The 12,707-nt window shown below is 62.2% G+C and carries 10 protein-coding genes; 9 read left to right on the forward strand and 1 reads right to left on the reverse strand.

All coding sequences use genetic code 11. The annotated features are described in order from the left end of the window. Positions 1-17: 17 nt before the first annotated feature. A complete protein-coding gene (gene icd, locus AC3WK8_RS13495; protein WP_011062175.1) occupies positions 18-1,274 on the reverse strand; it encodes an NADP-dependent isocitrate dehydrogenase in 1,257 nt (418 codons plus the stop codon). 507 nt (positions 1,275-1,781) lie between these two features. Between icd and AC3WK8_RS13500 the strand changes: the two genes are divergently transcribed. The 9 genes from AC3WK8_RS13500 (at position 1,782) to aceA (ending at position 12,402) form a co-directional block, all read left to right on the forward strand. Further along, positions 1,782-4,007 carry an NADP-dependent isocitrate dehydrogenase gene (locus AC3WK8_RS13500; RefSeq protein WP_085598543.1) on the forward strand — a complete coding sequence of 742 codons (2,226 nt, stop codon included), beginning with the start codon at positions 1,782-1,784 and terminating at the stop codon, positions 4,005-4,007. Positions 4,008-4,215: 208 nt separating this feature from the next. Beyond that, a complete protein-coding gene (locus AC3WK8_RS13505) occupies positions 4,216-4,662 on the forward strand; it encodes an NUDIX hydrolase (protein WP_022639637.1) in 447 nt (148 codons plus the stop codon). A 71-nt stretch (positions 4,663-4,733) separates the two neighbouring features. Next, the gene (gene mnmA / locus AC3WK8_RS13510) at positions 4,734-5,867 is read left to right on the forward strand and encodes a tRNA 2-thiouridine(34) synthase MnmA (RefSeq protein ID WP_103325607.1); all 1,134 of its coding nucleotides are present in this window, start codon (positions 4,734-4,736) and stop codon (positions 5,865-5,867) included. Next, positions 5,864-6,487, forward strand: coding sequence for a high frequency lysogenization protein HflD (hflD, locus tag AC3WK8_RS13515; protein ID WP_103325608.1), 624 nt, complete (start codon positions 5,864-5,866; stop codon positions 6,485-6,487). Before mnmA ends, hflD begins: the two co-directional genes overlap by 4 nt. Before the next feature lie 128 nt (positions 6,488-6,615). Beyond that, positions 6,616-7,986: an adenylosuccinate lyase gene (purB, locus tag AC3WK8_RS13520; RefSeq protein WP_103325609.1), complete on the forward strand. Its 1,371-nt coding sequence runs from the start codon at positions 6,616-6,618 to the stop codon at positions 7,984-7,986. Positions 7,987-8,069: 83 nt separating this feature from the next. Beyond that, positions 8,070-9,239, forward strand: coding sequence for a ribosomal protein uL16 3-hydroxylase (locus AC3WK8_RS13525; protein WP_103325610.1), 1,170 nt, complete (start codon positions 8,070-8,072; stop codon positions 9,237-9,239). Beyond that, complete coding sequence (locus tag AC3WK8_RS13530) at positions 9,232-9,654, forward strand: GNAT family N-acetyltransferase (RefSeq protein WP_022639642.1); 423 nt, start codon at positions 9,232-9,234, stop codon at positions 9,652-9,654. Before AC3WK8_RS13525 ends, AC3WK8_RS13530 begins: the two co-directional genes overlap by 8 nt. Positions 9,655-9,822: 168 nt before the next feature. Then, positions 9,823-10,593: a secretin N-terminal domain-containing protein gene (locus AC3WK8_RS13535; RefSeq protein ID WP_103325611.1), complete on the forward strand. Its 771-nt coding sequence runs from the start codon at positions 9,823-9,825 to the stop codon at positions 10,591-10,593. Positions 10,594-11,076: 483 nt separating this feature from the next. After that, a complete protein-coding gene (aceA, locus tag AC3WK8_RS13540) occupies positions 11,077-12,402 on the forward strand; it encodes an isocitrate lyase (RefSeq protein WP_022639644.1) in 1,326 nt (441 codons plus the stop codon). Positions 12,403-12,707 lie beyond the last annotated feature (305 nt).

Below are 12,707 nucleotides of genomic sequence, written 5' to 3' on the forward strand. Positions count from 1 at the left end.
TTTGCTCGCAGCGTGGCTTACATGTGCGAGATCAGCGCATCACCGAAGGCCGAGGAAGACAGCAGGGTCGCACCGTCCATCAGGCGCTCGAAGTCATAGGTCACGGTCTTGGCCGAGATCGCGCCGTTGGTGCCCTTGATGATCAGGTCCGCCGCTTCGGTCCAGCCCATGTGGCGCAGCATCATCTCGGCCGAGAGGATCAGCGAGCCCGGGTTGACCTGGTCCTTGCCGGCATATTTGGGCGCAGTACCGTGGGTGGCTTCGAACATGGCCACGGTGTCCGACAGGTTGGCGCCTGGAGCGATACCGATGCCACCGACTTCCGCCGCCAGGGCGTCGGACAGGTAGTCACCGTTGAGGTTGAGGGTGGCGATCACATCGTATTCGGCCGGGCGCAGCAGGATCTGCTGGAGCATGGCGTCGGCGATGGCATCCTTGACGATGACGTTCTTGCCGGTTTTCGGGTTCTTGAACTGCATCCACGGGCCACCGTCCAGCAGGGTCGCGCCGAACTCCTCGGCCGCCACTTCATAGGCCCACTCCTTGAAGGCACCTTCGGTGAACTTCATGATGTTGCCCTTGTGCACGATGGTCAGCGAGTCACGATCGTTATCCACCACGTATTGCAGCGCCTTGCGCGCCAGTCGCTTGGTGCCCTGCAGGGAGACCGGCTTGACGCCGATGCCGCAGTTTTCATCGAAACGGATCTTGGTGACGCCCATTTCCTCTTTGAGGAACTTGATCACCTTGGTGGCTTCTGCCGAACCGGCTTTCCACTCGATACCGGCGTAGATGTCCTCGGAGTTCTCGCGGAAGATGGTCATGTCCACATCGCCAGGCTTCTTCACCGGGCTGGGCACGCCTTCGAACCAGCGCACCGGACGCAGGCACACATACAGGTCCAGTTGCTGGCGCAGCGCCACGTTCAGGGAGCGGATGCCGCCACCGACCGGAGTGGTCAGCGGACCCTTGATGGAAACCACGTAATCCTTCACCGCGTCCAGGGTTTCCTGGGGAAGCCAGGTGTCCTGGTCGTACACTTGAGTCGCTTTTTCCCCGGCATACACTTCCATCCAGGAAATCTTGCGTTCGCCGCCGTAGGCTTTTTTCACTGCAGCATCGACAACCTTGATCATGACCGGGCTGATATCAACACCAATACCGTCGCCTTCGATGAAAGGGATAATCGGGTTGTTAGGAACATTGAGAGAATGGTCTGCATTGACGGTGATTTTGTCGCCGACTGCTGGAACCTGAATCTTCTTGTATCCCATGCTGAACTCCGTTGTGTGGATTGAACATCTGGCTGCATTCGAGCGTAACCCAGTTGTATCTGGACGGGAACCTCATGTTCCACCCGGATGCCGTGAAAGCGTTGCAATTCGCGGCCTACAAGCCTGAAAGCAAAGGGAAAAGTGCCAAATTCGAGCACTGGCGACGACTCTACGCCGCCACCTTGCCTGCGACCTTTAGACCAATGGACGAGCGCCCATGCATATGAAGCACCGGCGTTTTGCTAGCCACCTATGTATAATGCCGCCGCTGACCACAGAGTCACGACGGCCGAACGCTCTGCAACCGGAAAAAGACTAGCCGAGACTGGCCGCACGAAGCCGGGTTGTTACCGCAACCCACCCGCTTGACGCTCGACTGATGCACCCAACATCACCGCGAAGAAACCTCGACATTCGGCTCATGGATGACCTTTGAACGAAAGCGCTTTACCCGGCGCACCTCGAGTTTCTGCGCACGCTTTAGCAAAGAAGAGAGTTAATCCGAATATGCCCACCCGCTCGAAGATCATCTACACCTTCACCGACGAAGCACCCGCCCTCGCCACCTATTCCCTGCTGCCTATCGTAGAAGCCTTCACCGCTTCGGCTGATATCGCCGTGGAAACCCGCGACATCTCCCTGGCCGGGCGCATCCTCGCCAGCTTCCCCGAGCAGTTGGGCAGCAAAGCCGTGCCGGACCACCTCGCCGAACTGGGCGAGCTGGCGGTCACCCCGCAAGCCAACATCATCAAGCTGCCGAACATCAGCGCCTCGGTACCGCAGCTGCAGGCCGCGATCAAGGAGCTGCAAGCCCAGGGCTACGCCCTGCCGGACTACCCGGAAAACGCCACCACCGACGCCGAGAAAGACGCCAAGGCCCGTTACGACAAGGTCAAGGGCAGCGCCGTGAACCCGGTCCTGCGTGAAGGCAACTCCGACCGCCGCGCTCCGCTGTCGGTCAAGAACTACGCACGCAAGCACCCGCACAAGATGGGCAGCTGGGCCCAGGACTCCAAGTCCCACGTGGCCCACATGAGCAGCGGCGACTTCTACGGCAGCGAGAAGGCCGCACTGATCGAAGCCGCAGATAGCGTCAAGATCGAGTTGATCACCCAGGACGGCACCGCCACCGTCCTGAAGGAAAAGACCAGCGTACAAGCCGGTGAGATCCTCGACTGCGCCGTAATGAGCAAGAAGGCCCTGCGCGCCTTCATCGCCGCCGAAATCGAAGACGCCAAGGCACAGGGCGTACTGCTGTCGGTCCACCTGAAAGCCACCATGATGAAGGTCTCCGACCCGATCATGTTCGGCCAGATCGTTGCCGAGTTCTACCAGGACGCCCTGGCCAAGCATGCCCAGGTGCTGCAGGAAATCGGCTTCAACCTGAACAACGGCATCGGCGACCTGTACGCCCGCATCAAGGCCCTGCCAGCCGAGCAGCAAGCTGCGATCGAGGCTGACATCCAGGCCGTCTACGCCGCTCGCCCTGCCCTGGCCATGGTCAACTCCGACAAGGGCATCACCAACCTGCACGTGCCGAGCGACGTGATCGTCGACGCCTCGATGCCGGCCATGATCCGTGACTCCGGCAAGATGTGGGGCACCGACGGCCAGCTGCACGACACCAAGGCGGTGATTCCGGATCGTTGCTACGCCACCATCTACCAGGCCGTGATTGAAGACTGCAAGGCCAATGGCGCCTTCGATCCGACCACCATGGGCAGCGTGCCGAACGTTGGCCTGATGGCGAAAAAAGCCGAAGAGTACGGCTCCCACGACAAGACCTTCCAGATCAAGGCCGACGGCGTGGTACGCGTTACCGACAGCAAGGGCAACCTGCTGCTGGAACAGAAAGTCGAGGCCGGCGATATCTTCCGCATGTGCCAGACCAAGGACGCGCCGATCCAGGACTGGGTCAAGCTGGCCGTCAACCGCGCCCGTGCCAGCAGCACCCCGGCGATCTTCTGGCTCGACCCGATGCGCGCCCACGACGGCGTGATGATCGAGAAGGTCCAGACCTACCTGAAGGACCACGACACTAGCGACCTGGACATCCGCATCATGTCGCCGGTCGAAGCCATGAAATTCACCCTGGCCCGCACCCGCGACGGCAAGGACACCATCTCGGTGACCGGTAACGTACTGCGTGACTACCTGACCGACCTGTTCCCGATCATGGAACTGGGCACCAGCGCCAAGATGCTGTCGATCGTGCCGCTGATGAACGGTGGCGGCCTGTTCGAGACCGGTGCCGGCGGTTCCGCTCCGAAGCACGTGCAACAGCTGCTGGAAGAGAACTTCCTGCGCTGGGACTCCCTGGGTGAGTTCCTGGCCCTGGCCGCCTCCCTGGAACACCTGGGCAACACCTACGACAACGCCAAGGCCCTGGTCCTGGCCAAGACCCTGGACCAGGCCACCGGCCAGTTCCTGGACAACAACAAGTCGCCATCGCGCAAAGTCGGCAACATCGACAACCGCGGCAGCCACTTCTACCTGGCGCTGTACTGGGCCCAGGCCCTGGCAGCCCAGACCGAGGACGCAGCACTGCAAGCGCAGTTCGCTCCCCTGGCCAAGGCCCTGACCGAGAACGAAGCGACCATCGTCGCCGAGCTCAACGGCGTACAAGGCAAGCCAGTGGACATCGGCGGCTACTACGCAGCCAACCCTGAGCTGGTGAGCAAGGCCATGCGCCCGAGCGCTACCCTCAACGCGGCTATCGCTGCGCTGGCTTAAGCCATACCGCTGTAACGCAAACCCCGGCCCCGTGCCGGGGTTTGTGCTTTCTGTACAACACCATTCTTCCAGGAGCGAAACTTGCTCGCGACAAGGGGCCGCGATGGGCCAGGCGCAACGCGCGACCTTCATCGCGAGCAAGCTTCGCTCCTACAGGCACGGGTGTTCGTTTTATGATGATCACCCCACTCAAGACAGAGCCCTACCCATGGAATGGCAACCCCATATCACCGTCGCCACTATCGTCGAGGACCAGGGACGCTTCCTGTTCGTCGAGGAGTTCCAGGGCGAACAGGCGGTCCTCAACCAGCCCGCCGGGCACCTGGACGCGAATGAAAGCCTGCTGCAGGCAGCCGTGCGCGAAACCCTTGAAGAAACCGGCTGGGACGTGGAATTGACCGGCGTAGTGGGCATCTACCTCTACACCGCCCCCAGCAACGGCGTGACCTACCAGCGCGTGTGCTTCGCCGCCAGGCCGCTGCGCCACCATCCCGACTACCCACTGGACCACGGCATCATCGGCCCACGCTGGCTGACCCGCGAGCAATTGCTGGAGCAGCGCCCTCAGTGGCGCAGCGAGCTGGTCCTGCAGTGCCTGGACGATTACCTGGCTGGCCAACCCCACAGCCTGGCACTGATCCGTCCGTCGCTTTGATCGCAGTTTCCCCCTTGCAGGCGTCAGCCTGTTAGAATCCCGTCCTTTTTCCAGACACCCGTTGAATTCCTATGCGTGATCCAGCCCCTTCTGACACCCAAAAGAAGCGCGTCATTGTCGGCATGTCCGGCGGCGTGGATTCTTCCGTTTCCGCCCTCCTGCTGATGGAGCAGGGTTACCAGGTGGAAGGCCTGTTCATGAAGAACTGGGAGGAAGACGACGGAACCGAATACTGCACCGCCATGGACGACCTGGCCGACGCCCAGGCCGTCTGCGACAAGCTGGGCATCAAGCTGCACACCGCCAACTTCGCCGCCGAGTACTGGGACAACGTGTTCGAGCACTTCCTGGAGGAGTACAAGGCTGGCCGCACGCCGAACCCGGACATCCTGTGCAACCGGGAAATCAAGTTCAAGGCGTTCCTGGACTACGCCATGATGCTCGGCGCCGACCTGATCGCCACCGGCCACTATGTGCGTCGCCGTGATATCGACGGCCGCACCGAATTGCTCAAGGGCCTGGACCCGAACAAGGACCAGAGCTACTTCCTGCATGCAGTGGGCGGCGAGCAGATCGCCAAGACCCTGTTCCCGGTGGGCGAACTGGAAAAACCCGAAGTACGCGCCATTGCCGAGAAACATGACCTGGCCACCGCCAAGAAAAAGGACTCCACCGGCATCTGCTTCATCGGTGAACGACGCTTCAGCGACTTCCTCAAGCAGTACCTGCCGGCCCAGCCCGGCGAGATCAGGACCACCGAGGGCGAAGTCATCGGCCGCCATCACGGCCTGATGTACCACACCATCGGCCAGCGCCAGGGCCTGGGCATCGGCGGCCTGAAGGATGCTGGCGACGAGCCGTGGTACGTGCTGGCCAAGGACCTGAAGCACAACGAGCTGATCGTCGGCCAGGGCAATGACCACCCCTGGCTGTTCTCTCGTGCCCTGCTGGCCTCGGAGATCTATTGGGTCAACCCCGTCGATCTCAGCCAGCCTCGGCGCCTGACCGCCAAGGTACGCTACCGCCAGGGCGACCAGCCCTGCACCCTGGAAAAGACCGCCAACGGCTACCGCGCGACCTTCGACGACCCGCAACGCGCCGTGACCCCCGGCCAGTCCGTGGTGTTCTATGACGGTGAAATCTGCCTCGGCGGCGGCGTCATCGAAGTCGCCGAGCCCTGGACCAGCAAGGACCAGCGCCCATGAGCCCGATCCAGGAGCAATTGACGGCACTGGGCGGGGTGTTCCTGGCCGCGGTACTGGTGGACCGGATCGCCAAGACCGGCCAAGTCAGCGAAGCCCCCCTGAGCTGCATGCTCGGCAGCCTGCTGATCCGCGACCCCAAGGACACCCTGGAAGTCTATGGCGGCGACGATCTGAACCTGCGTGAAGGCTACCGAGCCCTGATCGGTGCCCTGGAGCGCGACCCCAGCTCGCTGCAACGCGAGCCGTTGCGCTACGCCCTGTCGATGCTCGGCCTGGAACGCCAGTTGGCCAAGCGTGGCGACATGCTCGATACCATCGGCAAGCGCCTGCCGCAGATCCAGTCCCAGGTGGAGCACTTCGGCCCAGCCCATGAAAACGTGATCGCCGCTTGCGGCGGGCTGTACCAGGACACCCTGAGCACCCTGCGCCAGCGCATCCAGGTCCATGGCGACATGCGCAACCTGCAGCAGCCGAGCAACGCCTCGAAGATCCGCGCCCTGCTCCTGGCCGGTATCCGCTCGGCACGCCTGTGGCGGCAGTTGGGCGGCCATCGCTGGCAGCTGGTACTGAGCCGGCGCAAACTGCTCAAAGAACTCTACCCCCTGATGCGCAGCCACTGAGCTGCGCTCGCCCAAGCGTTTTTTTCAAGAGCTGCGCGTAAGACGCTGGTCAGTTGGCAACGGACCGGCGGATATTTTCATGTATGATACGCGCCCCATTTCGTTGCCCGACTGTCCGAGAACACCCCATGCAGCTCTCTTCGCTCACTGCGGTTTCCCCTGTTGACGGCCGCTACGCCGGCAAAACCCAGGCCCTGCGGCCCATTTTCAGCGAATACGGCCTGATCCGTTTCCGCGCCCTGGTCGAGGTGCGCTGGCTCCAGCGCCTGGCCGCCCACCCGCAAATCGCTGAAGTGCCGGCCTTCTCCGCCGACGCCAACGCCCTGCTCAACAGCCTGGCCGACGACTTCGCCCTCGAGCACGCCGAGCGAGTCAAGGAAATCGAGCGCACCACCAACCACGACGTCAAGGCCATCGAATACCTGCTCAAGGAGCAAGCCGCCAAGCTCCCTGAGCTGGCCAAGGTCAGCGAATTCATCCACTTCGCCTGCACCAGCGAGGACATCAACAACCTGTCCCACGCCCTGATGCTGCGCGAAGGCCGCGACAGCGTGCTGCTGCCACTGATGCGCCAGATCGCCGAGTCGATCCGCGAACTGGCCCACCGCTTCGCCGACGTGCCGATGCTCTCGCGCACCCACGGCCAGCCAGCCTCCCCGACCACCCTGGGCAAGGAGCTGGCCAACGTGGTGTACCGCCTGGAGCGCCAGGTCGTCCAGGTTGCCGCCGTACCGCTGCTGGGCAAGATCAACGGCGCCGTGGGCAACTACAACGCCCACCTGTCGGCCTACTCGGACATCGACTGGGAAGCCAACGCCCGCGCCTTCATCGAAGATGAGCTGGGCCTGGCCTTCAACCCCTACACCACGCAGATCGAGCCGCATGACTACATCGCCGAGCTGTTCGACGCCATCGCCCGCTTCAACACCATCCTGATCGACTTCGACCGGGATATCTGGGGCTACATTTCCCTGGGCTACTTCAAGCAGAAGACCATTGCCGGCGAAATCGGCTCCTCGACCATGCCGCACAAGGTCAACCCGATCGACTTCGAGAACTCCGAAGGCAATCTGGGCATCGCCAACGCACTGTTCCAGCACCTGGCCAGCAAACTGCCGATTTCCCGCTGGCAGCGCGACCTGACCGACTCCACCGTGCTGCGCAATCTGGGCGTCGGCTTCGCCCACAGCGTGATCGCCTACGAAGCCAGCCTCAAGGGCATCGGCAAGCTGGAGCTCAACGCCCAGAAGATCGCCGACGACCTGGACGCCTGCTGGGAAGTACTGGCCGAGCCGATCCAGACCGTGATGCGTCGCTACAACATCGAAAACCCGTACGAAAAACTCAAGGAACTGACACGCGGCAAGGGCATCAGCCCAGAAGCGCTGCAGACTTTCATCGACGGGCTGGACATGCCAGCGGCCGCCAAGGCCGAGCTGAAGCAGCTCACCCCGGCCGGCTACATCGGCAACGCCGCGGCCCAGGCAAAACGCATCTGACGCCCGGCCTGACCTTCTGACGCCCGGCCGCGCCGGGCGTTTTTATTCCTGCTAGAAAAATACATTTTTTCAATAGGTTACACATGAATCCTGATACTCCTCTGCAACTTCTGGGCGGCCTCACCGCGCGGGAATTCCTGCGTGACTACTGGCAGAAGAAACCGCTGCTGGTGCGCCAGGCCATGCCTGACTTCCAAAGCCCGATCGATGCCGACGAACTGGCCGGCCTGGCCCTGGAAGAAGAAGTCGAGTCGCGCCTGGTAATCGAAAACGGCGAGCGCCCCTGGGAGCTGCGTCGCGGCCCCTTCGCCGAGGACGAGTTCAGCAAGCTGCCCGAGCGCGACTGGACCCTGCTGGTGCAGGCGGTGGATCAGTTCGTGCCGGAAGTCGCCGAGCTGCTGGAACATTTCCGCTTCCTGCCCAGCTGGCGTATCGACGACGTGATGATCAGCTTCGCCGCCCCTGGCGGTAACGTCGGCCCGCACTTCGACAACTACGACGTGTTCCTGCTGCAGGGCCACGGCAAGCGCAACTGGAAGATCGGCCAGATGTGCGACGCCCAAAGCCCGCTGCTGCAGCACGCGGACCTGCGCATCCTCGCCGAATTCGAAGAAACCGAAAGCTGGGTCCTGGAACCCGGAGACATGCTGTACCTGCCGCCACGCCTGGCCCACTACGGCATCGCGGTCAACGACTGCATGACCTACTCGGTAGGCTTCCGCGCACCGAGCGCCGCCGAAGTGCTGACCCACTTCACCGACTTCCTCAGCCAGTTCCTGCCAGACGAAGAGCGCTATACCGACGCTGACGCACAACCGGTCGCCGATCCGCACCAGATCCAGCACGATGCCCTCGACCGCCTCAAGGGCCTGCTGGCCGAACACATGGGCGATGAGCGCCTGCTGCTGACCTGGTTCGGCCAATTCATGACCGAGCCGCGCTATCCGGAGCTGGTGACAGGCCCGGAAGCGATGGAAGAAGACGAACTGCTGGACAGCCTGGAACAGGGCGCGGTGTTGATTCGCAACCCGAGCGCACGCCTGGCCTGGTCCGAGGTGGATGAAGACTTGTTACTGTTTGCCAGCGGCCAAAGCCGGCTGCTTCCCGGTAAACTGCGCGAACTGTTGAAAATGATTTGCGCCGCCGATGCGCTGCACATCGACAACCTCGGCCCCTGGCTGGCGGATGACGACGGGTGCGGCCTGCTGTGCGAACTGGTCAAGCAAGGGAGCCTGGGATTTGCCGATGAATAAGATTCACGTACGTGTCGCAGACTGGCAAAAGGATAACGCCGAGATCCGGCGCATTCGTGAAGCGGTATTCATTGCCGAACAATCGGTCCCACCCGAGCTGGAGTGGGATTCCGACGATAACGGCGCCGTGCACTTCCTGGCTTTCGAGGGCGACTTCGCCATCGGCACCGCGCGCCTGCTGCCCGACGGCCACGTCGGCCGGGTCTCGGTACTCAAGGACTGGCGCGGCCTGAAAGTCGGCGACGCGCTGATGCGCGCCGTCATCGATGAAGCCGAGAAACGCGGCCTCAAGCAGCAGATGCTCAGCGCCCAGGTCCAGGCCACGCCATTCTACGAGCGCCTGGGCTTCTCCATCGTCAGCGAGGAATTCCTCGAAGCGGGCATCCCCCACGTCGACATGGTGCGTGGCGCCTGACAGCCCACTCACCCCAGCGTGCAACAGACGCCCCGCCACCCCCTGCGCCTCGAGGCCAGGACCAGGATGGCGGGGCGTTTTGCCGTCCAGGATTCAACTTGCCCCACCCCGGGCCGACAAAGTGTCAAACTCAAGGCCTTACGCCAGCTATTCGCGGAGATAACGGATATGTCCCTACGCACCCTGCTCACGACACTGCTGCTGACCTTCAGCTGTTCGGTCTTCGCCGCCAGCGAAATCGTGCCCCTGAACAACCGCACCAGCGCCGACCTGCTGCCGGTGGCACAGAACTTCCTCGGCAAGGACGGCAAGGTCAGCGCCTACGGCAACCAGTTGATCGTCAACGCCGAGCCGGGCCGCATCGCCGAGCTGCGCGCCTTCATCGCCCAGCTCGACACCCCGGCCAGGCGCCTGCTGATCACCGTCGACACCAACGAGAACAACTTCCAGGGCAACCAGGGCTACGCGGTCAACGGTGCGCCGCAGGCTCGCATCATCAACCGCAGTACCGAAAGCCGTGACGGCGGCATCCAGCAGGTCCAGGCCAGCGAAGGCGTGCCGGCACTGATCCAGGTCGGCCAGAGCATACCCCTGACCACCACCCAGACGGACTCCTACGGCCGCCTGCAGAACCAGACCCAGTATCGCAACGTCACCCAAGGCTTCTACGTGACAGCAAGCGTCACCGGCGAGACCGTGCACCTGAGCATCAGCACCAACCGTGACCGCATGAGCCAGGAACGTCCCGATGTAGTGAACGTGCAAAGTACCGACACAACGGTCAGCGGACGGCTGGGCGAGTGGATCACCCTGGCTGGCGTCAATCGCCAGACCCAGGCCGACAAACAGGGCCTGGGCCGCAGCTACTCGACCCAGGACCGGGATGACATGACCTTGCGGGTCAAGGTCGACACCCTGGACCAAGGCACCGAAAACTGACTGATTAGTCGTATTAGACCAAAGATGTAGTGCCTCAAAAAAAGCACTACAAAACATTTGACGAGCCAAAAAACCGCGGGCATGATGGCCTCGCTCCCGCTAATCAGGGGCCCTGGCAAGGGCCTTCGGATCGTTGCTCTAACCCACCCACCTGAGCCGATTCGTGTCTGTACCGCCCACAAGGCGCGTTTGACGAGGTTGCGACTGGAACGAAGTTGTCCCGAGGGACGGAAGCGTAATTAGGTAGATCGGCAACACACTGAAGGATCGCATAAAGGCCCACGACGCCCGGACGCACCCTGCAGCTGGCCTCCACCTGCTCACTTCCCCTCGAGCCCATCGTTCACCCGTCGCCATCGCGCCAGACCGACTTGAGCATCCAGCTCCTGGTCAGCGAACAGCCTTCTACGCACTTTTTCAGGACCTGCGTAATCGGCGGAGCAGGAATTTTCCACCAAGACCTATGCGACGAGGTTTATCTCCATGGCACTGACACGCGAACAGCAAATTGCAGCCCTCGAAAAAGACTGGGCCGAAAACCCGCGCTGGAAAGGCGTGACCCGTACCTACACCGCCGCCGATGTCGTTCGCCTGCGTGGTTCCGTCCAGCCAGAGCACACCCTGGCCCGCATGGGCGCGGAAAAACTGTGGAACCTGGTGACCAAGGGCGCCCACCCATCCTTCCGCCCTGAAAAAGATTTCGTCAACTGCATGGGCGCCCTGACCGGCGGCCAGGCCGTGCAACAGGTCAAGGCTGGCATCCAGGCCATCTACCTGTCCGGCTGGCAAGTGGCTGCCGACAACAACTCGGCCGAGTCCATGTACCCAGACCAGTCGCTGTACCCGGTGGATTCGGTTCCAACCGTGGTCAAGCGCATCAACAACTCGTTCCGTCGTGCCGACCAGATCCAGTGGAAAGCCGGCAAGAACCCAGGCGACGAAGGCTACGTCGACTACTTCGCACCGATCGTGGCTGACGCCGAAGCCGGTTTCGGCGGCGTACTGAACGCCTACGAGCTGATGAAGAACATGATCGAGGCAGGCGCTGCCGGCGTTCACTTCGAAGACCAGCTCGCTTCCGTGAAGAAGTGCGGCCACATGGGCGGCAAGGTACTGGTTCCAACCCAGGAAGCCGTGCAGAAGCTGACCGCTGCCCGCCTGGCAGCCGACGTTGCCGGCGTACCGACCATCATCCTGGCCCGTACCGACGCCAACGCCGCTGACCTGCTGACCAGCGACTGCGACCCATACGACCAGCCATTCGTGGTCGGCGAGCGCACCCAGGAAGGTTTCTACAAAGTACGCGCCGGCCTCGACCAGGCGATCGCCCGCGGCCTGGCCTACGCGCCATACGCCGACCTGATCTGGTGCGAAACCGCCAAGCCGGACCTGGACGAAGCCCGTCGTTTCGCTGAAGCGATCAAGAAGGAATACCCGGACCAGATCCTGTCGTACAACTGCTCGCCTTCCTTCAACTGGAAGAAGAACCTGGACGACGCCACCATCGCCAAGTTCCAGCGCGAGCTGTCGGCAATGGGCTACAAGCACCAGTTCATCACCCTGGCCGGCATCCACAACATGTGGCACGGCATGTTCAACCTGGCGCATGACTACGCCCGCAACGACATGACCGCCTACGTGAAGCTGCAGGAGCAGGAATTCGCCGACGCCTCCAAAGGCTACACCTTCGTGGCGCACCAGCAGGAAGTGGGCACTGGCTACTTCGACGACATGACCACCGTGATCCAGGGCGGCAAGTCCTCGGTAACCGCCCTGACCGGCTCCACCGAAGAAGAGCAGTTCCACTGATCCGGCATCACGCCCCGATCGAGCGGCCAATGCAGACCCGGTAAGAACAACTGCATTGCTGTAAATCTGACGCCCCGACTGGTTCGGGGCGTTTTTTTTACCATCCTGAAGCGGCCGGGGCGATACGGCCGGTATCACCCCCCCTGCCTCACCTCCCGAATCACAACGCAGCCAACGTACAAAAACTGGCAAAACATTGACCCAGGACGGTATCCACTGCAGCGAAACAGGCTAAAAGGTGCGGCCCTGCTACTTGCAGTAACAGGGATATAACAAACAACTTTCCTACCCCCTCGAGGAAAGCA

The organism is Pseudomonas sp. FW507-12TSA (genome assembly GCF_058781435.1).

Coding starts and splice junctions, on each gene's coding strand:
- hflD (WP_103325608.1), top strand. CDS start 5,864: ATGAGCCCGATCCAGGAGCAATTGACGGCACTGGGCGGGGTGTTCCTG.
- mnmA (WP_103325607.1), top strand. CDS start 4,734: ATGCGTGATCCAGCCCCTTCTGACACCCAAAAGAAGCGCGTCATTGTC.
- aceA (WP_022639644.1), top strand. CDS start 11,077: ATGGCACTGACACGCGAACAGCAAATTGCAGCCCTCGAAAAAGACTGG.
- AC3WK8_RS13500 (WP_085598543.1), top strand. CDS start 1,782: ATGCCCACCCGCTCGAAGATCATCTACACCTTCACCGACGAAGCACCC.
- AC3WK8_RS13525 (WP_103325610.1), top strand. CDS start 8,070: ATGAATCCTGATACTCCTCTGCAACTTCTGGGCGGCCTCACCGCGCGG.
- icd (WP_011062175.1), bottom strand. CDS start 1,274: ATGGGATACAAGAAGATTCAGGTTCCAGCAGTCGGCGACAAAATCACC.
- AC3WK8_RS13505 (WP_022639637.1), top strand. CDS start 4,216: ATGGAATGGCAACCCCATATCACCGTCGCCACTATCGTCGAGGACCAG.
- purB (WP_103325609.1), top strand. CDS start 6,616: ATGCAGCTCTCTTCGCTCACTGCGGTTTCCCCTGTTGACGGCCGCTAC.
- AC3WK8_RS13530 (WP_022639642.1), top strand. CDS start 9,232: ATGAATAAGATTCACGTACGTGTCGCAGACTGGCAAAAGGATAACGCC.
- AC3WK8_RS13535 (WP_103325611.1), top strand. CDS start 9,823: ATGTCCCTACGCACCCTGCTCACGACACTGCTGCTGACCTTCAGCTGT.